The following is a 25,270-nucleotide window of genomic DNA, read 5'->3' on the forward strand; positions in this document are numbered from 1 at the left end:
ATGTTGATGAAGCGTTTGGCGGCGGGGGCCGCCTTAAGCGCGCTGACCATTGCGGCCAGCAGCGCTGCCTATGGGCAGGAAACCACCGCGGCCCTGCATGGGCAGGTGATGAACGGCGGCGTCGCCGTGCCCAACGCCAGCGTCACCGTACTGCACACATCTTCGGGCACGCGCGCGGTGACCATGACCGGTGCGACGGGCGCGTTCGACGCGCGCGGGCTGAGGGTCGGCGGCCCGTACACGGTGACGGTCTCCACGCCCGATGGCGCCTCTAAGACCTACACCGACCTGTTCCTGAGCCTCGGCAAAACCACTGACTTGGACGTCGAGCTGGGCGACAGCGCGCAGGTGGAGGCGGTCGTGGTGTCGGCCGCCAGCCGCACTAACAACGACCAGGGCCCCAAGACCGTCCTGAACCGCGATGATCTGAACTCCGTTGTGGCCGTCACCCGCGATCCCCGCGACTTCGCTCGCCGTGACATCCTGGTGGCCCAGGACCTGAGCGGCGGCCGCGCTGGCACCAACGCCGGCGGCATCTCGATCGCCGGCTCGAACCCGCGCTTCAACCGCCTGGCGGTCGACGGCGTGTCGGCTCAGGACAACTTCGGTTTGGCTCAAGGCGGCATGAGCACCGCGCGGGGGCCGGTGACTCTCGACGCCGTTGAGCAGTTCGCCGTGGCCGCCGTCCCGACCGATGTCGAGAACGGCGACTTCGTCGGCGGCGCGCTGAATCTGGTGCTCCGCTCGGGCGGCAACAAGTTCCACGGCGTCGGCTTCGTGAACTACCTGAACGAGGGCATGGTCGGCCGTCACTACAGCGACACCCGCGTGCCGCAGACCATCAGCCAGAAGAACTACGGCGGGTTCCTGTCGGGCCCGATCATCAAGGACAAGCTGTTCTTCGCGGTCAGCTACGAGACCTACAAGACCCTGGACACCACCCAGTTCGGCGCGCCGGGCTCGGGCGCGGTCAACACCTTCTCGAACGGCCTAACCCAGACGACGATCGATTCGATCGTCAGCACCTACAACAACAACTACGCCAGCGATTACAGCCTGGGCGGCATTCCGCTGACCGCGCCGGTCACCGACAAGAAGTACTCGGCCAAGATCGACTGGAACATCAACGACAAGCACCGCGCCAGCCTGACCTATCGCTACGCCGAGAGCAGCTCGTTCCAACGCACGGACCTGGCCGCCGGCGTCGCCTCGCTGTTCTCGCACTGGTACCAGCAGGCCAACCGCGACGAGGCTACGACGCTGGAAGTCCACTCCAACTGGACCGACAACCTGTCGACCACGCTGAAGGCCACCTATCGCGACTATCGCAACGGCCAGAACCCGCCGGGCGGCCAGAACTTCTCGGACGTGCGCATCTGCACTGCGGCCGCCTCGGACACCACCCTGACCAGCTGCGCCGCCGGCTTTTCGCAGGTCTATTTCGGCCCCGACCAGTTCCGCCACGCCAACGCCTTGGACGAGCAGGAGACCCGCTACCAGGCCGTGGCCGAGTACAGCCTTGGCGACAACCGCTTCAAGGTCGGAGCCCAGGCCCGCAAGGCCGACGTTTTCGACGTCTTCGTGCCCAACTCGCGCGGCCAGTACTATTTCGACTCGATCGCCGACTATCAGGCCGGCAGGGCCAGCCAGCTGATCTATGCCAACTCGGTCACCGGCAATCCGAACGACGCGGCGTTCAACAGCACCTACTGGACCTATTCGGGCTTCGCCCAGGACACCCTGGACATCACCGACGACCTGCAGGTCTCGGCCGGCTTCCGCTTCGACTGGTACGACGAGCCGGACCGTCCGATCCTGAACCCGAACTTCACCAGCCGGAACGGCTTCAACAACCAAAAGACCATCGACGGGCTGTCCGTCCTGATGCCGCGCGTCTCCGTAGATTGGAAGGCCACCGACAGCCTACGCTTCACCGGCGGCTTCGGCCTGTTCGCCGGTGGCTCGCCGGACGTCCTGACCGGCATCTCCTTCTACAACACCGGTTATGCGACCTCGCAGGTCACCATCCAGCGCAACAACAACGGCGCCTTCACGGAGACTGGCGGCACGCCCGGCTTCACCCAGGCGATCGGCGCCGCGGCGCTGAACAACCTGAACACCGACCCGAAGTTCGGCCTGGCCGTTCCGACGGTCGTCCAGCAACTGCAGCAAGGCACCCTGACCGGCTCGCCGACCATCCCGCCGCTCAGTGAGGTGATCGCCCTGTCGCCCAGCTTCGAGATGCCGGGCCAGTGGAAGCTCTACCTCTCGGGCGAGTGGCGCGGTTCGGGCAAGTGGACCGAGGGCTGGACCGCCACCGTCAACTACATCGCCACCCAGGCCAAGAACGAGATCACTTATTACGACAGCCGCGCCCAGCCGCTGGTGATCAACGGCGTCCAGAAGTTCCTGCCCGACGGCCGCATCCGCTATGACGGCCTGGCCGCCTCCACGCCGGGCAAGTCGTCGACCAATCTCGGCTCGAACCGCGACGTCATTGTCACCAACGCCGACAAGGGCGACAGCTGGACCGCCTCGGCCCAGATATCCAAGCGCTTCGACTGGGGCGGCGACTTCTCGCTGGGCTACGCCCGCCAGAACATGAACGACATCAACGCCGGCTTGTTCTTCGGCACCACGGCCGGCTCGTTGTACGGCGGCGTCGCCGCCGGCATGGACCCGAACCGCGACTACCTGGGCCGCTCGGTCTACGAGATCAAGAACCGCTACAAGGCCGAGTTCAGCTACCGGAAGAAGTTCTTCGGCGACAACGAGACCCGCGTGACGCTCTTCGCCGAGCGCCAGGACGGCCGTCCGTTCGGCTTCTACATGCAGGACCGCCAGTCGGGCCGCAGCCAGGTGTTCGGCGTCAACCGCACGGCCCAGATGTTGTACGTGCCGGACCTCAGCGGGACCGGCGGCGCCAGCGGCCTGGACTTCGGCATCGTTCGGTTCGCTACGCCCAACGACCTGGCGCTGTTCAGGAAATACGTCACGCAGTTCGACCTGCCGACCGGCCTGGTGAAGAAGAACTCGAACACGAACGCCCCGGTGAACCGCCTGGACGCCCAGTTCAGCCAGGAATTGCCGACCCTGATCGACGGCCACAAGCTAAAGCTCCAGGTCGACGTCCGCAACGTGCTGAACCTGATCAACCGCGACTGGGGCCTGGTGTCGGAATATGGCGACATCAACACCCTGGCCCGCGTCGATTGCGCGGACGCCGCCGGCAACGCGGTGGCGACCAACGTCTCCACCTGCGATCGCTACCGCTACTCCAGTGTCCCGACCTCGGTGACCAAGACCCGCAACACGGGTCTGTCGCTTTGGTACATGCAGGTCTCACTGCGTTACGAGTTCTGATCTGAGCCGTCGGCGGGGCGGGCCTTGGTCTGCTCGATCCGCCGATTGCCGTTCCCGAACGGCGAACGTCACCCTCATGGAGATGCGCTAACGTCAGAAACTGGCGCTGCCCGGCCGGCGATGCAGACCTTCGGATCGGCGGAGAGGGGGGGAAACGGACAAGCTCTCGGCGGCGTGCGGGAGATAAGGGCGTCTGAGTCTCACAGCTTCACATTACAGAAGCTTTAGTTGGCGCCGTTCGGGAACGCGGCCATGGCTGCCCCGCCCGAGGGGAAAGACATGCGCGTATTGTTTCTGTTGCTGGTGCTTCTTGCTGCACCGTCCGTTGGCCTCGCAGACTCTAACTTTACCCGCGCGAACCCGCCCGGCCCGCACGCGGTGGGACTGAAGGTCGTCGAGCAATACGATTTCTCCCGCGCCTATCGGGGGCTCACCGACGTCGCCACGGGCAAAGTGGTCACCGGAGAGCGAGCGCGGCCGATCCAGACCTTTGTCTGGTACCCTGCGGCAAAGACCGCCAAGCCGACTATGACCGTCGCCGACTATCTCAAGATCGGCGCTAGCGACGACGATTTCGAACACACGCCCGCCGAGCGCGCGGCCCTGGAGGCCGCGTTCGCCCGGCAACGGACCAGCGCCCTGTCGCCAGAGCGCGCCAAGGCCGAGCTGGCCGCGCCGATGCAGGCCCATCGCGACGCCGCCGCCGTATCAGGCAAGTTCCCGGTCGTGATCTACGCCCCTAGCTTCAGCGCCTGGGCGTTCGAGAACGCCGACCTCTGCGAATACCTGGCCAGCCAGGGTTATGTGGTCATCGCGAGCCCCAGCCTGGGTCAGGCTCAGCGCGGCATGACAACCGACCTGGAGGGCGTCGAGGCCCAGGCGGGCGACATCGAATTCCTGATCGGCTACGCCCATGGCCTGTCCCAGGCTGACACCAATCGCCTGGCCGTGATCGGCTATAGCTGGGGCGGCCTGGCCAATGTTCTGGCCGCGGCCAAGGATAGCCGCATCGACGCCCTGGTCGCCCTGGACGGCTCGGTCCGGTACTGGCCCCAGTTGCTTAAGCAGGCCGCCTACGCCACCCAGGCGCGCGCTACCGCACCCCTGCTCTTTATCGCCGCTCGGCCGCGTGAGATCGAGGATCTGTCGGAGGGGCGCAACGAGGTCACCAGCCCGCTCAACCACATGAAGTACGCCGATATCTACCGCGTGACGCTGGCCCCGATGGTGCACGAGAACTTCTCGGTAATGTTCGGCCAGCGCCTGCTGGGCGACAACCGTTACAGCGACTACGACAAGGATGAGTTGTCGACCGCAACCGCCTGGATGGAGACCTATGTCCGCCGGTTCCTGGACGCCTATCTGAAAGGCGACGCGGCCAGCCGGGCGTTCCTGGACCTGCCGGCCGCCAAGAGCGGCGCGCCCGCCCACCTGCTGATCACCCGCGTGACCCACAGCCAGGGCGCGCCGCCCACCCGAGCGGCTTTCGCCGCCGAACTGGCCCGCCAGGGCTTCGGCAAGGCCTCGAGCGTCTACCAGGACTTCAAGGCCCGGGAGCCGGACTTCACGCTCTCCGATGACGAACTGGTGAGTTGGGGCTACCAGCGCATGGGCGACGGCGACATCGGCGCGGCGGTCGCCCTGCTTCGGCTGGGCACCGAGATCCACGCGGACAGCTGGAACGCCTTTGACAGCCTGGGCGAGGCCTACGCCAAGAACGGCGACAAGGCCCTGGCGATCGCCGCCTATCGCCAGTCTTTGGTGCTGAACCCGAAGAACACCAACGGGGTCGAGCAATTGATGGCGCTCGGGGTGCAGCCTTAGGGCCGCATAAGTCCATGGCGAGACCTCCGCTCAGGGTCGTAGATCGCCATTGGCGTCGGTAAGCCAAGGTCAGGAACCTGGATCGGCGCAAGGGCCGCTCCGCGGCACGTCAACGAACCTAGTTCAAACGTAGTAGGATGAGGCGAGGGGAGTAGCCAATTCGCAGGAAGCGAACATGGCTCAATTTGACCTCTTCCTTCCGCCCAAGCGGCCCTGGAACACAGCCCGTATCATCGGCCCCAAACCACCCTTCAAGCCCAAGCATATCTGGGGAATTCGCCAGCAGCTGAAAGCCAACGGGCGAGTACGCGACTTGGCGATGTTCAATTGCGCGATCGACGCCAAGCTCAGAGGCTGCGACCTGGTGAAGTTGCGTGTCAGCGACGTGGCGCCAGGCGGGTTGATCAGGGCGCGTGGGACGATCATTCAGCAGAAGACGGGTCAACCCGTCCCCTTCGAGATCACCGAGCCCACGCGAGATGCTCTGGCCGCATGGATCAAGGTTCGCGGCCGTCGATACGACGACTGGCTGTTTCCGAGCCGCAGTCGCTCGGGACAGCACGTCAGCACCCGGCAATACGCCCGACTCGTCGATAAGTGGGTTTCGATGATCGAGCTCGAGCCGCGGGCCTATGGGACGCACAGCCTCAGACGAACCAAGGTCGCCATGATCTACAAGAAGACAGGCAACCTGCGGGCCTGCCAGCTTCTCCTCGGGCATCGGAAGCTGGAAAGCACGGTTCGATATCTCGGCATCGAGGTGGACGACGCCCTTGAGATGTCTGAGGCGATCGATCTGTAGGTCGCGCTCCGCTCCAGATCGTGCCGCGGTGGCCGACGGTCACGAGATGGTCTGGTCGGCGAAGGTCGTGTTCCCGGAGCCGGCCCAATGGCGGCTTTTGGCGCAGTTCTGCCATGCCGTCGGTCGGCGCCTGTCGCCCATTGTAAACTGGTCGGCGTGGCTTGGGGATGTGTTGTTGGCTGCTCGACCAAGGCATCTGCGCCTTCGGTCCTGACAGCAGGCGAGATTAATCCATCCATTTTGATGATTGAAATCCATCAAAACAATAGATTTCTCATATATCGTGTCTGGAGTGACCATGCCTGGACGTCGCCACGAGAGCGACGCCAAGGGAGGGAAGCATGAGAGCTTGGCTTTTGGCCGGGACGGCGATCGCGTGTGCGCTCGGCGGAGGCGAGGTCAGGGCGCAGGAGGCGTCTCCATCGGTCGCCCTAGAAGAGGTCGTGGTCACGGCCCAGCGGCGCGAGGAGAATCTCCAGAAGGCGGCCGTCGCGGTTAGCGCCGTGGCTGGCGATACGCTAACCAAGGCCAGTGTCACTCAGGCCACGGACCTCACGCGCCTGATCCCGGCGGTGCAGATCGCGCCCGCCGCCTCCTTCACCCAGATCTATCTGCGCGGCGTCGGCACCTTCGGCGCCAACGCCTTCGCCGAGCAGGGCGTGGCGTTCAACCTCGACGGCGTCTATCTCTCGCGACCCGCCGCACCGGCCGGCCTGTTCTATGACCTCGAACGGATCGAGGTCCTCAAGGGGCCGCAGGGCACGCTCTATGGCCGCAACGCCACTGGCGGCGCGGTCAACGTGATCACGGCCAAGCCCAAGCTGGGCGAGTTGGGCGGCCAGGTCTCCGCCGAATACGGCAACTACGACGCGCTCAAGGCGTCGGGCGCCGTCAACCTGCCGCTGGGCGAGAACGCGGCCCTGCGGCTGTCGGGCCAACTGGCCCGGCACGACGGTTATTTCAGCGACGGCTATGACGACGAGGACACCAAGGCCGCGCGCGCGCAGCTCCGGTTCGACCCCGCCGGCGGTTTCGACGCGACGCTGTCGCTGGACTACGCCGATGTCGGCGGCATGGGCTCGGGCGGGACGATCATGCCGCTGGTCGGCGGCGATGCGCGGCTGGGGCCCAGCGACCCGCGGGTGGTCGCCGCCTATCTGGCGCGCAATCCGACCGCGCCTGTCCCGCAGCTGATCGCCAACAGCGACGGCTACCAGAACAACAAGTTCTACGGCGCCCAGGCGACGATCAACGCCGACCTCGGTTTTGCCAAGCTGACGGTGATCCCGGCCTGGCGCAAGACCGACCTCGATTTCCGCAGCTATGCGTCGAGCTTCCTGATCGACGTCACCGAACTCTCCGAGCAGACCTCGCTCGAAGCGCGGTTGTCGGCCAAGACCGATCGCCTGACCTGGGTCGTCGGCGCCTACGGCTTCTCCGAAGACGTCGACGCCGACCAGTTGTTCGACCAGGCCAGCAACGCCTCCTACATCCGCTCCAAGCTGAAGACTCATAGCGTGGCCGTCTTCGGCCAGGCCAGCTGGTCGCTGACCGACCGCCTGCGAGCGACGGGCGGCCTGCGCTGGACGAAGGACGAGAAGAAGCAGGACAGCTACGCCGAGAGCCGGCCCTTCGTCGGCTTCACCCCGGCGTTCACGCCGATCATCCTGACCGTGCCGACCACGGCGGTTTCGGACGTCACCTTCAAGAAGGCGACTTGGAAGGCGGGGCTGGACTTCGACCTGGCCGAACGTTCACTGCTCTATGCGTCGGTGGCGACCGGATACAAGTCGGGGGTGCTGTTCGCGGCGAGCGGCCAGAACTGGTCGCAGCCCGAAGGCCTAACGGCCTATACGGTCGGCTCGAAGAACCGCTTCCTGGACAACCGGCTGCAGTTGAACGTCGAGGGGTTCTACTGGGACTACAAGGACCAGCAGATCTCCCACCTGGGGGCGGTCCTGGCGGCCAGCACACCGGGCGGAAACATCTACGCGCCGCTCTTCAAGACCGAGAACGCCGGCAAGGCGACGATCTATGGGGCCGAGGCGGAGCTGCTGTTCCAGGCCACGGCGAACGACCTGGTGTCGGCCAACCTACAATATCTGCACGCCCGCTACGACGAGCTGCGTTACCAGGCCTATTCGCCGACGGGCGTCGCGCCCGCGGTAGGGTGCTCGGCGACGGTGACCAGCCTGACCGGAACCAGCCCGGCGGCCAGGATCTACGACGTGGACTGCTCGGGTCGTCCCGTCGTCAACGCTCCGAAGTTCGTCCTGAACCTGGGCTGGGAGCACACCTTCCCGCTGGCCAACGGCGCCAAGGTGATCCTCGGGGCCGACACCCGGCTGGAGAGCGCGCGCTATCTGTCGGTCGATTTCCTGGACGCGGGCCACCAGGGCGCCTACGCCATGTCGAACGCGCGCCTGACCTATGAGACAGCCGCCGGGCGCTGGTCGTTCACCGGCTTCGTCAACAACATCGAGAACGAGGTCGTCTTCGCCAACTCGCTGCAGAGCCCGGCCAAGGCCGGCGTGATCTACAATCAGGTGCGGCCGCCCAGGACCTACGGCCTGCGGCTGTCGGCGAAGTTCTGACGCGATGTCCGGCGTCCGTTCCTACATCCTGGTCGAGACCGGCGTCAGCGTGGCGATCAACGCAGCGCTCAGCGCTGGCTTCACCTGGCTCCTGTTCCATGGCCGCGCGCCGATCGCGCCCTTCGGAGAGCGGGGCTTCGCGGCTGACTTTCCGGTCCAGACCTTCATGGTCGCGCTGATGAGCGTGCTCGTCCCGTCGCTGATCGCCAGGGCGCGGCTGAGGGCCGGTCGATTGACGGCCGCTCCGCCGTTATGGGTGGGGCGATGGCCGCTATGGGCGAGGGCGCTCGGATTGGCGGTCCCGGCGGCCATCGGCCTGGGCGGCCTGGCGATGGCCGCCGCCTCGCTCGCCGGGCCGCTGAGCTTGCCGGCGCTGTTGGCGTTCAAGACGCTGTACGGGGCCGTGCTGGCGGCCGTGGTCACACCGTGGGCGCTGCGCGCGACACTGGCCGAGCCCGTGAAGAGTGTCTCGCCGTCACCGCCAACCCATCCATAGATCCAATCGATCAGCATCCAAACAATGCATTTTTCAGATGCTTTGGCCGGCGCCTAGTGTCGGCGCGCAAGCAAGATCCGCGGCTCGACCCGCGGATGGAGGAAGGGTCTTGAAGCAAGCCAAAATTCTGATCGTGGGCGGCGGCATCGGCGGGCTGACCTCGGCCATCGCCCTGCGCCGGCGCGGTTTCGAGGTCGAGGTCATCGAGCGCGATCCGGCCTGGACCGTCTACGGCGTCGGCATCATCCAGCAGGCCAACGTGGTGCGCGCCGTCGCCGAGCTGGACATTCTCGACGACTACCTGGAGGCCGGTTTCGGCTTCGACCATGTCGAGGTCTACCTGCCGGACGGCCGCAAGGTGGCCCACATCCCGGCGCCCAAACTGGCCGAGGGCTATCCAGCCAATGTCGGCATCGGTCGCCCGGCCCTGCACAAGGTGCTGGGCGACCGAGCCCGGGACGCCGGCGCGACCATCCGTCTTGGCGTGACCGTCGAGCGTTTCGAGGACGACGGAACGGGCGTGGATGTCGCCTTCTCGGACGGCTCGACCGGCCGCTACGACCTCGTGATCGGCGCCGACGGCCTCTATTCGGCGACGCGACAGGCGATCCTGCCCGACGCGCCGGCGCCTGAGCCCACCGGTCAATCGGTGTGGCGCTACAATTTCGACCGTCCCGAGAGCGTGACCAGCCTGTGCGCCTATGAAGGCCCGATCGGCGTCGGCCTCGTGCCGCTCTCGGCCACGCGCATGTACATGTACGTCACCTCGCCTGAGCCCGTCGGCAAGCGCCTGGAGCGCGAGGGATTGGCCCGCGCCATGCGCGAGCGCCTGGCCCAGGCGCCACCGGCGATCGCCGAACTGGCCGCCCGGATCACCGACGACGACGAGGTGGTCTACAAGCCGCTGGAGTGGCTGTTCGTCGAGGGCGACTGGCACAAGGGCCGGATCGTCCTGATCGGCGACGCCGTCCACGCCACCACGCCGCATCTGGGGCAGGGGGCCGGCATGGCCATCGAGGACTCCCTGGTCCTGGCCGAGGAACTGGCGCGCGCATCGACGCCACGGGAAGCGTTCCAAGCCTTCCAGGCCCGCCGCCAGGAGCGCTGCCGCTACATCGTCGAACGCTCGCGCGCCATCGGCGACGCCCAATTGGGCAAGGGACCGCCGGCCGACACCGCCAGCGAGTCCCGCAAGATGTTCGAAGTCACCGCCCGTCCGATCTGACGACGGCCCATCCAAGGAGTTTCCCCCATGGCTCGCGTTTCGGAGATCCGCTACGTCGGCTACGCCGTACCCGACCTCGAGGCCGAGCGGCGTTTCTATGCCGATGTCTGGGGGCTGACCGAGGTCGCCTCCGAGGATGGCCTGGCCTATTTCGCCGCCGCCGGCGCGCCCGAGAAGTACGTGGTGCGTCTGCGCCAGGCGGCGGAGAAGCGCGTCGACCTGATCGCCTGGGCGGCCGAGACCCGGGCCGACGTCGACGCCCTGCACGCCCAGGTTCTGGCCGCCGACGGCCGGATCATCGCCCCGCCGCACGCCCTTGAGACGCTGGGCGGCGGCTATGGCTTCCGCTTCTTCGATCTCGACGGCCGCGCCATGGAAATCTCGGCCGAGGTCGAGGCAGGGCCGTTCCGGACGCTGGTCCGGGGCGAGGCCATCCCCGTCAAGATCAGCCACGTGGTCCTGCACTCGCCGGACCACAAGGCCGCTGTCGCCTGGTACGAGCGGGCGCTGGGTTTCAAGGTCTCGGACTGGCTCGGCGACTTCATGTGCTTCATGCGTTGCAACAGCTGGCACCATCGCCTGGCCTTCCTGCCGGGGCCGCCGTGCCTGAACCATGTCGCCTATGACGTGCTGACCGTCGACGACATGATGCGCGGCGTCGCCCGGCTGAAGAGGAACGCCTTCGACATCCAGTGGGGGCCGGGGCGGCACACCGCCGGCAACAACACCTTCTCCTACTTCGTCACGCCAGCTGGAAACATCGTCGAATACACCTCCGAACTGGAGGCGGTGGACGACGAGGCCTGGGTGGCCACTGTCCGCAAGCCGTCGGCCGAGGTCATGGATCAGTGGGGCGTGGGCGTGGGCGGTCCGCAGACCATGCCGCACCCGGTCGCCGACCACGGCCTTTGGCAAGCGCCGGCGCTCTGAGGATCGCGACCATGTTTGAATATTTCCCGGGCAACTACGTCTGGAACCTGTCGGTCGACATCGCGCTCGAGAGCGGCGCCCAGATCGGCGAGATCGACGAGATGTGCCGACCTCTGCGCGACGCCGCCGCGCGCGGCGAGGACGCCGGCACGGGCGAGTTCCTGAAACACTGGGTGGCCATGGCCGACAAGCTTTCGGAGCTGGCGGCCGAGGACGAAGCGCTGGGCCGAGATTTCAGCGCGGGTCGGAAGCTTCAGCGCGCCAGCCTCTATTACATCACCGCCGAGCGCATGCAGGGTCATGGTCATCCGGGCCGCCAGGCGACCTACGCCAAGGCGCGCGAGGCCTTCGATCGGGCCATGAGCCTTGGTCGCGAGAACGCCGAGCGGATCGAGATCCCTTACGAGGGCGTCATCATCCCGGGCGTCCTGACCCGCGCGCCAGGGGAGGGGCCTTCGCCGATCGTGATCTATGTGAACGGCCTCGATAGCTGCAAGGAGCTGCTCTATTTCAGCGGCCTGCCGCAGGCGCTGGAGAAGCGCGGCGTCTCGACCCTGTGCATCGACCAGCCGGGCTCGGGCGAGGCGTTGCGCCTGCACGGCCTGCCCGCCACCCACGAGAGCGAGCGCTGGGCGTCCAAGGTCGTCGACTGGCTGGAGGCGCGGGACGACGTGGACCCGCGCCGCATCGGCATGGCCGGCATCTCGCTGGGCGGCTACTACACGCCGCGCGCGGTGGCCTTCGAGCCGCGCCTGACGCTGGGCGCCGTCTGGGGCGCCAACCACGACTGGGCCCAAGTGCAGCAAAAGCGCCTGGCGCGCGAGGGCGAGAACCCCGTACCGCACTACTGGGACCACGTGCGCTGGGTGTTCGGGGCCAAGGACATGGACGACTTCCTGGCCAAGTCCAAGGGCATGACCCTGGACGGCGTGGTCGAGAAGATCCGCGTCCCGTTCCTCGTCACCCACGGCGAGCGCGACCGGCAGATCGGCCTGGAATACGCCCGCCGCACCTTCGACCAGCTGGTCGCCAGCCCCAAGCGCGCGCTGAAGATCTTCACCGACCGCGAGGGCGGCGTGGAGCACGTCGGCGTCGACAACATGAGCTTCGGCCGCGACTTCATCGCCGACTGGATCGCCGAGACCTTCGGCGGGCGCGTCGACTGATCCAGAACAGAGGAAACCGCCATGACCGCCCCCTTCCGCCGCGTCGTCACCGGCCATGACGCAGACGGCGCCGCCATCATCGTCTCCGACGCCCCGCCGACCCGTGTCGAGAAGATCGGCCCCCATGGCCCGATCTTCCACGAGGTGTGGAACACCCGCGAGACGCCGGCCCGGATCGACCGCGACAGCCCCGAGCCGCGCGAGGACCGCCTGATCCTGCCCCCGCCCAAGGGCGGAACGCGCATCCGGGTGCTGGACATCCCACCGGAGACCGCCGAACTGCGGGCGCTCGACGCCGACGCCGCGCGCGAGCACTTCGAGGCGATCGGGGCCGGCGAGGCCTCGACACACGGGAAGGAGGGGGCTCCCCACCCGTTCATGCATCGCACCGAAACGATCGACTACGGCATCGTGCTGGAAGGCGAATTGGTGCTGATCGTCGACAAGGGCGAGACCACGGTGCGGGCCGGCGACATCGTCGTCCAGCGCGGCACCAACCACGCCTGGGCCAACCGCTCGGGCAGGAACTGCCGGATCGCCTTCATCCTGATCGACGGGCAGTTCGTCGACGGCCTTAGCTGATCGCGCATGCTGACCCTGGTCACCGGGGCGGGCGGCTTCATCGGCCGGGCGGTCGTCGAGGCGCTGGCGCGACGGCTGGGACCGGACGAGCGCTTGCGCCTGGCCGACCTGACCCCGTTCGACGCCGGCGGTCACGAACGGTCGACGGGCGATCTCGCCGACCCGGAAAGGCTGGACGCCACCCTGGCCGGCGCGGATCGGGTGATCCATCTCGCGGCCTTGCCAGGCGGCGCCTCCGAGGCCGCCCCCGCGGCCTCGCGCCGGACCAATCTGGACGCGACCCTGGCGATGATCGAGCGGCTCGCCGCGCGGGAAAGGCCGGTCCGTCTGGTCTACGCCAGCAGCATCGCCGTTCTGGGCGATGTCCTGCCGGTGGCTGGAGTCGACGACAGCACGCCGCCGAGACCGGCCATGACCTACGGGGCCCACAAGCTGATGGCCGAGACCGCCCTAGCCGACTTCACCCGGCGAGGCCGGATCGAGGGGGTGGCCCTGCGGCTTCCCGGCGTCGTCGCGCGGCCGCCCGGCCCTTCGGGACTGAAATCAGCGTTCATGAGCGCGCTGTTCCAGGCCTTGCGAGACCGACAACCCATGACCTTGCCGGTCGGTCCCGACGCCACGTTCTGGCTGATCTCGGCCGACGCGGCGGCCGACGCCCTGGTTCATGGTCTCGACCTGCCGCGCGCGCCCGACCGAGCCCTGACCCTCCCGGCCCTGCGCGTGCGGGCCGATGACCTGGTCGCCGCCGTCGCGGCGCGGTGCGGCGCGCCCGTCGACCTCGTCGCCTATGCGCCCGACCCCACCATCGAGGTCCAGTTCGGACGCCTGCCGCCGCTCGCCACCCCGCTCGCCGACGCTCTGGGCTTTCGCCACGACGGCGACCTCGAGCGCCTGGTCACCCGCGCGCTCGCGCGCCTGGAAGGAACCTCGTCATGAAACTGGCCACCTTGAACAACGGAACCCGTGACGGCTGGCTGGTGGTGGTGTCGCGCGACCTGACCACCGCCGTCTCGGCGGGCAAGGGTCTACCGACCCTGCAGGCGGCGTTGGAAGACTGGGGCCGGGCGTCCGAGACGCTGGGCGCCCGCTATGCTGCGCTGAACCGGGGGGAGGCGGCCGACGGCTTTCCGTTCGCCTCGAAGGAGGCTATGGCCCCGCTGCCGCGCGCCTATCAGTGGCTGGACGCGTCGGCCTTCCCGAGCCACGGGGCCTTGATGTCCAAGGCCTTCGGCATCCCGCATCCGGAGACTGATCGCCCCTTGATGTACCAGGGCTTGTCGCACCGCTTCCTGGCGCCACACGAGGTGGCACGCTTTCCCAGCGAGGCCGACGGGATCGACTTCGAAGGTGAGTTCGGGGTGATCGTCGACGACGTGCCGATGGGCGTGACGCCGGACGAGGCGCTGGGTCACATCAAGCTGGTCGTCCAGATCAACGACTGGTCGCTGCGGACCATCGCGCCGGTCGAGATGAAGACCGGCTTCGGCTGGATCCGGGCCAAGCCCGCCTGCTCCATGGCCCCGGTGGCCGTGACGCCTGCCGCCCTGGGTGAAGCCTGGCACGAGGGACGGGTGAACCTGCGCCTGGCCGTGGACTGGAACGGCGAGCGGTTTGGCAACGCCCACGGCGGGGCCATGGACGTCGGCTTCCACGATCTGGTCGCCCACGCCGCCTCGACCCGCGACCTTTGCGCCGGCACGATCGTGGGGTCGGGCACGGTGGCCAACTTCGACCATGCCGCGGTGGGTTCCAGTTGCATCGCCGAGCGCCGCGGGGCCGAGATCGTCGCTCACGGCGCGCCGCGGACCTCCTTCATGAGCTTCGGCGACCGCGTGCGCATGGAGGCGCGAGGCCTCGACGACGGACCGTTGTTCGGCGCGATCGAGCAGAGGGTCGCGCAAGCCGGCCGCTGAGCTGGCTCGGAGCGTCAGGCCGCTTCAAGTGATTATGCTTTGACGCATAACCCATCATCCTAATTGATGGAGAAGATGGCGGCGGGCGGGAGGACGTCATGCGTTTCAAGAACCTTGACCTGAACCTGCTGGTGCTCCTGTCGTCATTGCTGATGACGCGCAGCGTCTCGGAGAGCGGGCGGCGTCTCAATCTCAGCCAGCCCGCGGTGAGCGCGAGCCTGGCCCGCCTGCGCGACTATTTCGGCGACGCCCTGTTCGTGACCTATGGGCGGCGCATGGCCCCCACGCCGTTCGCCGTCAGTCTCGCGCCGCTGGTCGACCGAGCTATGGCCGATATCGAAGCCCTGGTGTCGGCGACGACCGCCTTCGAGCCAGAGACGTCCGAGCGCCTCTTTCGCATCGGCGCTTCCGACTACGTGTCCCTGGTCGTCGTGTCGCCCCTGCTGCGCCGGCTTCAGCGTATCGCGCCGGGTGTGCAGGTCCATACGCTCGCGCCGTCCGAGGTCATGCTGCAGGCCCTCGAGACGGGGGACCTCGATCTGATCATCACGCCGGAGGAGTTCCTGTCTTCGGACCATCCCTCGCAACTGCTGTTCGAGGAGAACCATGTCGTGGTCGGCTGGGCGGAGAATCCGGTCTTCGACCGGGGCCTCACCGAGGAGGTGTTCTTCGACAGCGGCCATATCGTGGTCGAGATCGGCAAGGAGCGGCGCAGTTCCTTCGCCGAACGCCACGTCGCCAAGTTGGGACGGCAAAGGCGGGTGGAGGTGACGACGGCCTCGTTCGCCGTCGTGCCCTGGTTGCTGCCGGGGACACGCCGCCTGGCGGTGATGCATGAACGCCTGGCGCGACTGAGCATGGAGGTACTGCCGCTCAAGTGCGCTCCGCTTCCGTTCCCGTTTCCAGCGATGCGCCAGATGGTGCAGCTGCATCGCTCGCGAGAGGGCGATCCGGGCGTGATCTGGTTTCTCGACCAGTTGCGTCAGGTGGCAAGCGACGCTTGATCATTCGGAACCTGACTCTCTTACCGAGATCGGCGGGGCTAGCCTGTTTAGCGGCAGCCAAAATCGGCCTCATCCTAAAGGTCCGACTGGGGGCGTGGATTGCCGGTCGGCGCAGGCCTGAAGGTCATGTTTCTGGAGCGCTCCGGTTGTGGCGCGGCCTTGACGGGGGCGAGAGGGCGGGAGAGAGGCTACGGGATCCGCCCCTGGCGTCCTCGAACGTCGCCCAGCCGTCGCCGGCCTCGGTCAGGGAGAACTCCAGGGGGGCGCCGATGGGCGGGCGCCCACCGGCGGCGATCATCGCCTGAAGCTCTCCAGGCCGGAGACTCCCGGGCGATCTGGTCGGCCAGGTTGGTTTCAGGAACGGTCATGGTCGGACTCCAGGTCGAAGCGATGAGTTATCGAGGACGGGCTGGGACGGGGGCGCCGGTCAAGTCGCCAATTGTTCCGGCCTATGGGCCTTGGCGACGTCGAGCCCAGGATCCTTGATCTTGAACCACATCGCATAGAGCGCCGGCAGGAAGACCAGAGTCAGGATGGTCCCGCCGATCGTCCCGCCGATCAGGGTGTAGGCCATCGAGGACCAGAATACCGAGAAGGTCAGCGGGATGAAGGCCAGGATGGCGGCCAGGGCGGTGAGGATCACGGGCCTGGCCCGCTGCACCGTCGCCTCGATGACGGCGTGGAACGGGTCCAAACCATCCTCCTGGTTGGTGTGGATCTGGCCGATCAGGATCAGGCTGTTGCGCATGATGATGCCGGCCAGGCCGATCAGCCCGAGGATGGCGTTGAACCCGAACGGCTGGTGGAAGATCAGCAAGGTCGGCGCGACCCCGACCAGGGCCAGGGGCGCGGTCAGCAGCACCATGAACATCGCCGACAGCGAGCGGACCTGGAAGATGATCACCACCATCATCAGGATGAACATCAGCGGGAAGATCGCGGCCAGCGCGACGTTGGCCTTGCCGGCCTCCTCGATCGAGCCGCCCATCTCGATCTTGTAGCCGGCCGGAAGGGTCGCGATGATCGGCTTTAGGTCCTTGAGAACCTGGGTGGAGACGTCTGGCGGCTGCAGCCGCTCGTCGATGTCGCCGCGCACGGTGATGGTCGTCAGCCGGTCGCGACGGCGCAGGATGGGATCTTCCATGCGCACCTCGGCCCGTCCGATCTGGTCGAGCGGGATGCGCTCGCCCGATGCGCCGACCAGGGTGAAGGCGCCGAGCCTGGCTGGGTCGAGACGATCGGCGCCGGTGGTGCGCGCCACGATCTCGACCGAGCGGATGTCCTCGCGCACCTGGGTCACCGGAACCCCGGTCAGCAGGAATTGAAGCTGCAGCGACGCATCGCTCGAGTTGAGGCCGAAGGCCCGCAGGCGGTCCTGGTCGAGCACGAAGTGGACCGTCGGGACGCGCTCGCCCCAGTCGGTGTTGACCTGGCGCAAACCGTTGTTGCGCAGCATCACCGTGCGGACCTGCTCGGCGATCTGGCGCACACTCGCCGCGTCGGGACCCATGACCCGGAACGCCACGGGGAAGGGGGAGGGCGGACCAAACACGATCTGGGTCGCGCGGATCCTGGCGCCGGGGACCGACCCGCTGGCCGTGAACTGGCGCAGGCGACGCTTGAGCGCCTCGCGGGCCTTCTGGTCGGGGGTCAGCACCACAATCTTGGCGAAGGAGGGATCGGGCAGTTCCGGTGAGATGGCCAGGAAGAACCGCGGTGCGCCCTGGCCGATGTAGCTGGTGACGATCTTGGCTTCGGGCTGCTGACGCAGCCAGGCCTCGACCTTCTCCACCGCCTGGCTGGTCGAGGCGATGCTCTGGCCTTCGGGCATTTGCACCTCGATCAGCACCTCGGGCCGGTCGGAGATGGGGAAGAACTGCTTCTTGGTCCCGCCCATCATCAGCACGGCGATGACCATCGCCACGCCGACGCCGGCCGCCACCTTGAAGCGGTTGTCCACCGTCCAGGTGACCATCGCGCGCAGCCGGCGATAGCGCGGCGTGTCGTAGATCGCCGCGTGTCCGCCCTCGACCGGCTTGATCTTGGGGATCATCAGCACGCCGAGATAGGGCGTGAAGATCACCGCCACGAACCACGAGGTGATCAGGGCGAAGGCCACGACCCAGAAGATGTTGCCGGCATATTCGCCGGCCGTCGACTTGGCGAAGCCTACCGGCATCAGGCCGATGATCGTCACCAGCGTGCCCGACAGCATGGGCGCGGCCGTGTGGCCCCAGGCATAGGTCGCCGCCGAGACGCGGTCGCGGCCTTCCTCCATTTTCACGACGATAGTCTCGATGATGATGATGGCGTCATCGACCAGCAGGCCCAGCGACAGGATCAGCGCGCCCAGCGTGATGCGGTCGAAGTCGCGGCCGGTGACCAGCATGATCACGAAGACGCCCGCCAGGGTAAGCGGAACGGCCATGGCCACCACCAGCCCGACCCGGAAGCCCAGGCTAACCAGGCTGACCACGATGACGACCGCCAGCGCCACGAAGAACTTCAGCATGAACTCGTTGTAGGCTTCGCTGATGTTCACCGACTGGTCGGTGACCTTGGCGAAGCTCATGCCTAGCGGCATTTCGGCGGAGATGGCCTTGGCTTCCTTCTCCAGGCTCTTGCCCAGCTGGAGGCCGTTGTAGCGATCCTTCATCACCACCCCGAGCTCGATGGCCGGCTCGCCGCCGTTGCGGATCAGGAAGGTGGCGGGGTCCTGGTAGCCGCGCTTGACCTCGGCGATGTCGGCCAGCTTGAGGGTGCGGCCGCCGACCACGATCGGCGTTTGGCGGATTTTCTCCAGGTCGTCGAGCGCGCCGTCCAGACGGATCTGTACCTGCGGGCCCTGGGTCTCGATCGAGCCGCCCGGCGTGACGAGGTTTTGATCATTGAGGCCGGCGAAGAGGTCCCTGGGGCTCACCCCTAGCGTTGCCAGGCGGGCCTGGGAGAACTCCACGAAGATCTTCTCGGGCTGCTCGCCGATGATCATCACCTTCTTGACGCCCGGGACGTGCAGCAGCCTCTGGCGCAAGGTCTCGGCCTGGCGCACCAACTGGCGGTGGGGTTCGCCCTTGGCCTTGAGGGCGTAGAGAGCGAAGGTGACGTCGCCGTACTCGTCGTTGATGAACGGGCCCAAGACCCCGCGCGGCAGGTTGGCCGCCTCGTCGCTCATTTTCTTGCGGGTCTGGTAGAACTGTTCGGGGACCTCTTTGGCCGGGATCTGGTCCTTGAGCGTCAGGGTGGTGAAGGCCAGGCCGGGCCGCGTGAAGGTCTCGCTTCGGTCGTACCACTTCAATTCCTGCAGGCGCTTTTCGAGCGGCTCGGCGACCTGGTCCTGCATCTCCTGGGCGGTGGCGCCGGGCCAGGCGCTGACGATGGTCATGACCTTGATCGAGAAGCTGGGGTCCTCTGCGCGTCCCAGCTTCATGAAGGCGAAGGCGCCGGCGAAGGTCACGGCGATGATCAGGAACAGGGTGATCGAGCGCTCGCGGACCGCCAGGGCGGAGAGATTGAAGTTCATTGGACCTCTCCGGCCTGGACGCGGACTTTCTGGCCCTGGTGGAGCATGTGGGCGCCCAAGGCCACGAACTGGTCGCCGCCGGACAGGCCGCCGGCGATCGTCACCGTCTCGGTCCCCAGCGACGCCACTCGCACGGCGCGCCACTGAACGGTGGAGGTGCGTGGGTCGATGACCCAGACGCCCGGGCCCTTGCCGGCGTCGTAGAGGGCGCCGATCGGCGCTTCGACGCCGCGTTGGGCCTCACTGCTGGCCTGGCCCGGCAGGGCCAGGACCATGGTCGAGCCCAGCGGCGCCTGGGCGGCCGGGCCGCTCAGCACGTACTTGGCCTCATAGGTGCGGGTGCGCGGATCGGCCGCGTCGGAAAGCTGGCGAAGCCGCGCCTGGCCGGCCTTGACGCCGGTAAAGGCGTAGGCGTCCGCCGTCGAGCCGAGCGCAGGGCGAACGGTCTCGGGCAGGGTGATGGTGGCCTCGCGCGGGCCGGCATGGGCCAGGCGCACGACGGGCTGGCCGGCGGCCACGACCTGTCCGGGCTCGGCCAGGGTTTCCATCACCACGCCGTCGGCGTCGGCGGTCAGGACCGCATAGCCGGCGGCGTTGCGCGAGACGCGGGCCTGGGCCTGGGTCGCCGCCAGCTGCGCCTGGGCGGCGTCGGCGGCGGCCTTGGCCTGGTCGTAGGCGAGGGCCGAGACCGCGCCGGCCGAGACCAAGCCGCGATAGCGCCGCTCCTCGGAGGCCGCCTGTACGGCGCGGGCGCGGGCGGCTTCCACCAGTTCGTTCTGGGCCGCGACGGCCAGGGCGTAGTCGGCCGCGTCGATGCGCATCAGGGGCTGGCCCAGACGCACCGTCTGGCCGGCGTCGACCAGGCGGGCGACCACCTTGCCGGCGACCCGAAAGCCCAGGTCGCTCTGGACGCGGGCCGAGACGACGCCGCTGAACCGCCGCTCGCCGGTCGCCGCCGGACCCGCGACGGCCGCCCGGACGATCGGGGCCTGGGTGCGGGGGTCGTTGGCGTCGGCCCTGCCGTCACAGGCGGCCAAGGGCGTGAGGCCGGCCAGGAGCAGGACGGCGGCGAGGGTTCGAGACGACATGGCTTAAGGGTCCTGCCTTGACGGGAGGCGCTTAAGCTGGCGGCGAGTGACTAAATTGTCAACTAGTCACTTCGCCCTTACGGGGCGAGGCTCCTGAGCACCAGGTTGACGGCCTTGGTCGGCGCCTCGGGCAGGTCGTCCAGATTGTGCTTGAGCATCAGCGGATTCATGAAGCTCTGCATGACCAGCAAGATCGCCTCGCAGATCTCATCGATCGGCGTCTTTCGCTCGAACTCGCCGGTCTCGCGGCCCAGCAGGATGATCTCTTTCAGAAGCGCCTGGGCCCTTTCCATATAGGCCATCGCCGAGGGCCAGCGCTCCTCGGCCGAGTGGGCCGCGATGTCGTAGAGCAGCTTGTCCTCGAAGAACAGCTCCGCGCTTGTTGTGACTATCCCACTGAAAAAACGACGTAACTTTTCGGCGGCTGTCTTGCCTTCGGCAATACCCGCCTCGCCTGCGGCGAGAACCTTGTCCAGGCATTGGACGCAGATCGCCTGGCCGATCGCCTGCTTTGAATCGAAGAACTTGTAGATGTAGGCCTTGGAGAATCCGATCGCCTTGGCGAGGTCGGCGACCGTCGTCTTGCCATAGCCATAACGGCTGAAATGCGCCTCGGCCGCATCCACGATCTGGTCGCGGATGTCATGGTCGAGAGGACCGCGTTGTCCGTCCGCTGAAGGTGAAGGTTCGAGAGTGCTCATGGCCGGCACGCTAACATCGACCGCCGCGATTGACAATCTAGTGACTATATTGGAATTTGGTCACGCACGAATTGTCATGCTCGGAAAGTTTGCCATGCGCTCCGTCTTCCTTCGGACCCTTCCCGCGGTCGCCGGCGTCGCCATGCTGGGCGGATGCGCGATCGGTCCCGACTATGTGGCGCCGACGATCGCCGCCCCGTCGACCTATATGGGCCAGGCCGCCGTCCTGGCCAGGCCCGCGCCCGTGGCGCCAGTCGACGCCTGGTGGCGCGGCTTCAACGATCCGGTCCTCGACAAGATGGTCGACCGCGCCCTGGCCCAGAACCTCGACCTGGCCCAGGCCGCGGCCCGCGTGACCCAGGCGCGGGCCGGCCTGGGGGCGGCGACCGCCGCCCTGCTGCCGTCGGCCTCGGTGGAGGCGCGCGGCGCCCAGGCCCGCGCCTCCACCCAGACCCCGACCGGACGCCTGCTGGCCGCCACGCCCAACTTTGATCGCGACGGCGCGCTGTACGAAGCCAATGTCGTCGCCGGCTGGGAACTGGACGTCTTCGGCGGGTCGCGTCGCGACCAGGAAGCGGCGCGCGCCCAGTACGAGGGGGCGCGGGCCGGCGTCGCCGCCGCGCGGCTGGCGGTCGCCGCCCAGACCGCCGACACCTACATGCTGGTGCGCGGCCTGCAGGCCAGGTTGGCCGTCGCCCGCCAGCAGGTGGAGACCCAGGCCGAACTCGTCGAGACGGTCCGACGGCAACGCGCCCAGGGCGTCGCGGCCGAACTCCAGCTCCGGCAGGCGCTCGGCGCCCTGCAGCAGACCAAGGCCAGCATCCCCGCCCTCGAGGAGGGCCTCGACGCGGCGCTCAACGCCATGGACGTGCTGCTGGGCGTGCAACCGGGAACTTATCGCGCCGAGCTGGCGGTGGCGGCGCCGATCCCGGCCGCGCCAGGCCTGGCCGAGGCCGGCGGCCCGGCCGAATTGCTGCGGCGACGCCCCGACCTCGTCGTGGCCGAGCAACGGCTTCGCGCGAGCAATGCCCAGGTCGGAGCAGCCCTGTCGCAATATTTCCCGAAGTTCTCTTTGAGCGGCCTAGTCGGCACGGCCAGCACGACCAGCAGCATGCTCTTCAAGAGCCCGGCCTCGCAAGCCCAGGGGGTCCTGGGTCTTCGCTGGCGGCTCTTCGACTTCGGGCGAGTCGGCGCCGAGGTCAGCGCCGCGCGTGGTCAGAAGGCCGAGGCGTTGGCGGCCTACCGACAGTCGGTCCTACGGGCGACCGAAGATGTCGAGAACGCGTTCTCCAGCTTGGTCAAACGCGAAGACCAGGAGCGTATTCTGGCCGACGGCGAGGTGTCGCTGGCGCAGGCCAGGGACGCCTCGAAGGCCGCCTACAACGCCGGAGTCGTCAGTCTCGTCGAAGTTCTCGACGCCGATGCGCGGCTGCTGGCCGTGCGGGACGCCAGAGTCCAGGCGCGCACCGAAGCAGCGCGCGCCTCTATCCGATCTTTCCGCGCGCTGGGCGGTGGTTGGCGCGAAACGGCGGGGACAAGCGCGGGTTAGCCTTGCCGCCTGTGCCGCCCTGGGCGGCGCTTCGACTCATAGCCCGGCGCGCAGCAAATTGGCTGAGCCCGCGAACTCAAGTGGCGGAATCGAGCCTGGTAGATTGGGGCGGCGCGACGACGAAGGCCTGGGTTAGGGCTGCGGGATCATAGCGCGGTCCCAGGACCGTGTAGAAGACCCCGCCAATGATCGCCGCCGAGCGCGGTGCCGACCTGCAGCGTGGAGCTGACCGCGCCGGCAATCATCCCCGAAAGCGCTCGGGTCACACGCTCGATCACCATCCGCATCAGCGACGGCAAGCCCAGTCCCTGACCGAACCCGATGGCGAACAAGATAATGGCCGGCAGCACGGGTGCGGGCGGCGCGCCGATCGGCGCCGCCGCGATGAGCCAGGCCAGCCCTAGGAAGCCGGCGGTCTCCAGCCCCAGGCCGATCGGATTGACATAGCCGCCGACGAAGCGCCTGGGCGCCGGCGTCGAAAGCGGTCCCAGCAGGAAGTCTGCCCCGAACGGCAGGAAGGTGAGGCTCGCGCTCAGCGCCGTCGCGTGCAGCCCGCCCTGCAGATACACCGAGAACAGCAGGAAGAAGGTGCCGATCGCGTAGAACAGCAGCGCGACCAGCAGCGCGCGGCCCAGGCCCGGCGCGCGCAACGCGTCCGGATCGAGGAGGGGCGAGCCGCCGGCGCGGGCAAGCCGGGTTTCATGGCGCCAGAAGATCAGCGCCAGCACCGGCGATGCGGCCAGCGACAGCCAGGACCATAGCGGCCAGCCGGCCTCGCGTCCCTCGATCAGCGGCACGATCAAGGCTCCGAGCGCGGCGATGGGGAGAGCGACCCCGCCGAGGTCCAGCTTGGCCGCATTACGCTCCCCAGTGTGTCCTTCAGCAAGGGGGCGCCAAGGCCCACGCCAACGGGCCCGATCGCCACGATCGGCGCAAATTCGGTTCGCGAGGCGCCGAACTCCTTCACGATGGATGGGATGGCGAAGCTGATGAGTTGGCCGTCAAAGCCGTCGAGGATGATCGCCAGCGCCGCGAGAACGACCACACCAAGCTGGACCAGGCTGAAGCGTCCGTCGAGCAAGCTGGCGACGCTGATCGGCGTGTCTTGCTCTTGGCGCATGTTACTCCCCAAGGTCTCTGGAAACCGCCGCCTGCGTTGGCGGAGGCGCTTGCGACGCCTCTGGCGGGCGTTGATGGACGCTCGCACGATCGCGCAGTGCTTACAATTTAGTTTTAAATCAAACCAATAGGCTTACGACTTGCTCAAGGCGGCGCCAACCTCGCTCTCCCAAACAGGGCCGGCGATCTGGCGTTTTCCACGGGCGGCGCGGCCGCCAGGTCTAAGTCACCGCGCGGCGCCAGAGCGGCCGGCATTGCTTCGGTGTCGACGGGGCCTATTTCGATGCGCTGGGTCTGACTGGCAGCCTAAAGACCAACCAGCTGTTTTCCCGTGCTCAATACCAAGTGGCGCCGAGCCTGACGGCGTTCGTGCAAGGCTCCTACGCCGATGCGCTCATCGTCGACTGCGACTTCGCCGGTCTGGACGCCGTCGGGCGCTTCGAAGCGGAAGCCATCAAGTGGAAGCACGTCTCGTTGCTGAAGCTTCAGACCCCCGACCATTTGCAGGCGGCTTGCGATTTGGGTGTGGCACTCCCCGTGACTCTCGAAGAGCTCTGGCCGGCTGCAGTCTGGCAGAGGGCGCAGGAGCAGGGGTGGCTCGTTCAGCGGCCAAGAAAGGGCCTTCTGAGTGAGGGCCTGCTGGCCCGCATGGTCGACGAGGATCTGAGGCTAAGCGATGTGGTCGAGAACGACTGGCGGATCTATTTCGAAAACCAAGTGAATGACGATCCCGCTAGCACGGCCAAGATGGACTGGGCATCCTATACCGCGTCGCTCAACGCCGCGGCGCTCGAGCCCATCTGCCAGGCTCATCTGGCGATCCTGGATCAGGCGCTGGCTAAGCTCGGGATCACGTGACGCGTCCTCAGGTGGAGGTTGCGCCCCGCAAGGTTGCAGCCATTCTCGCGTTGGCGCCGACGTTCCGCCGACGCTGATCTAATTCTATACATCGGTTTGCGCGACGCCTCGGGTCGGCTCTCATCACCCTAGGTCCGCGAGGAAGCGGACCATCCGCAGCCAGCTTGGCGAATGTCCGCTTTCTGGTGACGTGACCCCCTGAAACTCCTCCAGAAATAACTAGAGTCCGCTCCAGGAAAGGGACGGACGAATGAAGCGATCACGGTTCACGGAAGAACAGATCATCGGGATCCTGCGCGAGCAGGAGGCGGGCGTGGCGGTGGCGGACCTGTGCCGCAAGCACGGGCTGAGCTCGCCGACCTTCTACAAGTGGAAGGCCAAGTACGGCGGGCTGGACGTGTCGGAGGCGCGGCGGCTGAAGGCCCTGGAAGACGAGAACGCCAAGCTCAAGCGGATGCTGGCCGACGCGATGCTCGACAATGTCGCGTTGAAGGATCTGCTGGGAAAAAAGTGGTGACGCCCGCGGCGCATCGGGA

19 protein-coding genes and 1 pseudogene are annotated in these 25,270 nt (G+C 67.3%); 15 read left to right on the forward strand and 5 right to left on the reverse strand.

What is annotated here, in order from left to right; translation table 11 throughout:
• From BM066_RS20850 to BM066_RS20905, 12 genes are all read left to right on the forward strand, one after another.
• The gene (locus BM066_RS20850) at nt 1–3,363 is read left to right on the forward strand and encodes a TonB-dependent receptor (protein ID WP_018062036.1); all 3,363 of its coding nucleotides are present in this window, start codon (nt 1–3) and stop codon (nt 3,361–3,363) included.
• A gap of 528 nt (nt 3,364–3,891) precedes the next feature.
• Nucleotides 3,892–5,187 (forward strand): dienelactone hydrolase family protein, encoded by a 1,296-nt coding sequence (locus BM066_RS20855; RefSeq protein ID WP_255367674.1) that lies wholly within the window; start codon nt 3,892–3,894, stop codon nt 5,185–5,187.
• Between the two features lie 175 nt (nt 5,188–5,362).
• Nucleotides 5,363–5,989: a site-specific integrase gene (locus BM066_RS20860; RefSeq protein ID WP_026176544.1), complete on the forward strand. Its 627-nt coding sequence runs from the start codon at nt 5,363–5,365 to the stop codon at nt 5,987–5,989.
• Nucleotides 5,990–6,432: 443 nt separating this feature from the next.
• Nucleotides 6,433–8,583, forward strand: a complete 2,151-nt coding sequence (locus BM066_RS20865; RefSeq protein ID WP_255367675.1) for a TonB-dependent receptor — start codon at nt 6,433–6,435, stop codon at nt 8,581–8,583.
• A gap of 4 nt (nt 8,584–8,587) precedes the next feature.
• Complete coding sequence (locus BM066_RS20870; protein WP_089930161.1) at nt 8,588–9,079, forward strand: hypothetical protein; 492 nt, start codon at nt 8,588–8,590, stop codon at nt 9,077–9,079.
• A 109-nt stretch (nt 9,080–9,188) separates the two neighbouring features.
• Nucleotides 9,189–10,304: an FAD-dependent oxidoreductase gene (locus BM066_RS20875; protein ID WP_018061313.1), complete on the forward strand. Its 1,116-nt coding sequence runs from the start codon at nt 9,189–9,191 to the stop codon at nt 10,302–10,304.
• Nucleotides 10,305–10,331: 27 nt separating this feature from the next.
• Nucleotides 10,332–11,234: a VOC family protein gene (locus BM066_RS20880; RefSeq protein ID WP_018061312.1), complete on the forward strand. Its 903-nt coding sequence runs from the start codon at nt 10,332–10,334 to the stop codon at nt 11,232–11,234.
• Between the two features lie 11 nt (nt 11,235–11,245).
• Nucleotides 11,246–12,400, forward strand: a complete 1,155-nt coding sequence (locus tag BM066_RS20885) for an alpha/beta hydrolase family protein (RefSeq protein WP_018061311.1) — start codon at nt 11,246–11,248, stop codon at nt 12,398–12,400.
• A 21-nt stretch (nt 12,401–12,421) separates the two neighbouring features.
• A complete protein-coding gene (locus BM066_RS20890; RefSeq protein ID WP_089930162.1) occupies nt 12,422–12,982 on the forward strand; it encodes a cupin domain-containing protein in 561 nt (186 codons plus the stop codon).
• Between the two features lie 6 nt (nt 12,983–12,988).
• A complete protein-coding gene (locus BM066_RS20895) occupies nt 12,989–13,918 on the forward strand; it encodes an NAD-dependent epimerase/dehydratase family protein (protein ID WP_089930163.1) in 930 nt (309 codons plus the stop codon).
• Nucleotides 13,915–14,895, forward strand: coding sequence for a fumarylacetoacetate hydrolase family protein (locus tag BM066_RS20900; protein WP_089930164.1), 981 nt, complete (start codon nt 13,915–13,917; stop codon nt 14,893–14,895). Before BM066_RS20895 ends, BM066_RS20900 begins: the two co-directional genes overlap by 4 nt.
• A 98-nt stretch (nt 14,896–14,993) precedes the next feature.
• Entirely contained in the window at nt 14,994–15,899 is a 906-nt protein-coding gene (locus BM066_RS20905) for a LysR family transcriptional regulator (protein WP_089930165.1), read from the forward strand.
• A 427-nt stretch (nt 15,900–16,326) separates the two neighbouring features.
• On the opposite strand, the gene BM066_RS20915 is transcribed toward BM066_RS20905, so the two are convergent.
• From BM066_RS20915 to BM066_RS20925, 3 genes are all read right to left on the reverse strand, one after another.
• On the reverse strand, nt 16,327–19,419 hold the full coding sequence (locus BM066_RS20915; RefSeq protein WP_089930166.1) for an efflux RND transporter permease subunit: 3,093 nt from the start codon (nt 19,417–19,419) through the stop codon (nt 16,327–16,329).
• A complete protein-coding gene (locus tag BM066_RS20920; RefSeq protein ID WP_089930167.1) occupies nt 19,416–20,507 on the reverse strand; it encodes an efflux RND transporter periplasmic adaptor subunit in 1,092 nt (363 codons plus the stop codon). The genes BM066_RS20915 and BM066_RS20920 overlap by 4 nt, the downstream gene beginning before the upstream one ends.
• Before the next feature lie 77 nt (nt 20,508–20,584).
• A complete protein-coding gene (locus tag BM066_RS20925; RefSeq protein ID WP_026176429.1) occupies nt 20,585–21,208 on the reverse strand; it encodes a TetR/AcrR family transcriptional regulator in 624 nt (207 codons plus the stop codon).
• A 94-nt stretch (nt 21,209–21,302) separates the two neighbouring features.
• Here BM066_RS20925 and BM066_RS20930 point away from each other — a divergent pair, with 94 nt between their 5' ends.
• The gene (locus BM066_RS20930; protein WP_026176428.1) at nt 21,303–22,757 is read left to right on the forward strand and encodes an efflux transporter outer membrane subunit; all 1,455 of its coding nucleotides are present in this window, start codon (nt 21,303–21,305) and stop codon (nt 22,755–22,757) included.
• 146 nt (nt 22,758–22,903) lie between these two features.
• Here the strand turns inward: BM066_RS20930 and BM066_RS20935 are convergent, their stop codons facing one another.
• Together BM066_RS20935 and BM066_RS26690 are read right to left on the reverse strand one after the other, a co-directional pair.
• Nucleotides 22,904–23,560, reverse strand: a complete 657-nt coding sequence (locus BM066_RS20935; protein ID WP_026176427.1) for an MFS transporter — start codon at nt 23,558–23,560, stop codon at nt 22,904–22,906.
• Nucleotides 23,557–23,877 (reverse strand): hypothetical protein, encoded by a 321-nt coding sequence (locus tag BM066_RS26690; RefSeq protein ID WP_018061300.1) that lies wholly within the window; start codon nt 23,875–23,877, stop codon nt 23,557–23,559. Before BM066_RS26690 ends, BM066_RS20935 begins: the two co-directional genes overlap by 4 nt.
• A 344-nt stretch (nt 23,878–24,221) precedes the next feature.
• Here BM066_RS26690 and BM066_RS20940 point away from each other — a divergent pair, with 344 nt between their 5' ends.
• Entirely contained in the window at nt 24,222–24,734 is a 513-nt protein-coding gene (locus BM066_RS20940) for a hypothetical protein (protein WP_018061299.1), read from the forward strand.
• Between the two features lie 250 nt (nt 24,735–24,984).
• A pseudogene (locus BM066_RS20945) lies at nt 24,985–25,270 on the forward strand (transposase); the annotation flags it as partial.

This window comes from Caulobacter sp. UNC279MFTsu5.1, from assembly GCF_900114015.1.
In the GTDB taxonomy this organism is placed as follows: Bacteria; Pseudomonadota; Alphaproteobacteria; order Caulobacterales; family Caulobacteraceae; genus Caulobacter.

Bases quoted from the DNA above. Each gene is read 5' to 3' on its own strand.
- BM066_RS20850 (WP_018062036.1), top strand. From the start codon at position 1: ATGTTGATGAAGCGTTTGGCGGCGGGGGCCGCCTTAAGCGCGCTGACC.
- BM066_RS20855 (WP_255367674.1), top strand. From the start codon at position 3,892: ATGACCGTCGCCGACTATCTCAAGATCGGCGCTAGCGACGACGATTTC.
- BM066_RS20860 (WP_026176544.1), top strand. From the start codon at position 5,363: ATGGCTCAATTTGACCTCTTCCTTCCGCCCAAGCGGCCCTGGAACACA.
- BM066_RS20870 (WP_089930161.1), top strand. From the start codon at position 8,588: ATGTCCGGCGTCCGTTCCTACATCCTGGTCGAGACCGGCGTCAGCGTG.
- BM066_RS20880 (WP_018061312.1), top strand. From the start codon at position 10,332: ATGGCTCGCGTTTCGGAGATCCGCTACGTCGGCTACGCCGTACCCGAC.
- BM066_RS20885 (WP_018061311.1), top strand. From the start codon at position 11,246: ATGTTTGAATATTTCCCGGGCAACTACGTCTGGAACCTGTCGGTCGAC.
- BM066_RS20890 (WP_089930162.1), top strand. From the start codon at position 12,422: ATGACCGCCCCCTTCCGCCGCGTCGTCACCGGCCATGACGCAGACGGC.
- BM066_RS20895 (WP_089930163.1), top strand. From the start codon at position 12,989: ATGCTGACCCTGGTCACCGGGGCGGGCGGCTTCATCGGCCGGGCGGTC.
- BM066_RS20900 (WP_089930164.1), top strand. From the start codon at position 13,915: ATGAAACTGGCCACCTTGAACAACGGAACCCGTGACGGCTGGCTGGTG.
- BM066_RS20905 (WP_089930165.1), top strand. From the start codon at position 14,994: ATGCGTTTCAAGAACCTTGACCTGAACCTGCTGGTGCTCCTGTCGTCA.
- BM066_RS20915 (WP_089930166.1), bottom strand. From the start codon at position 19,419: ATGAACTTCAATCTCTCCGCCCTGGCGGTCCGCGAGCGCTCGATCACC.
- BM066_RS20920 (WP_089930167.1), bottom strand. From the start codon at position 20,507: ATGTCGTCTCGAACCCTCGCCGCCGTCCTGCTCCTGGCCGGCCTCACG.
- BM066_RS20925 (WP_026176429.1), bottom strand. From the start codon at position 21,208: ATGAGCACTCTCGAACCTTCACCTTCAGCGGACGGACAACGCGGTCCT.
- BM066_RS20930 (WP_026176428.1), top strand. From the start codon at position 21,303: ATGCGCTCCGTCTTCCTTCGGACCCTTCCCGCGGTCGCCGGCGTCGCC.
- BM066_RS26690 (WP_018061300.1), bottom strand. From the start codon at position 23,877: ATGCGCCAAGAGCAAGACACGCCGATCAGCGTCGCCAGCTTGCTCGAC.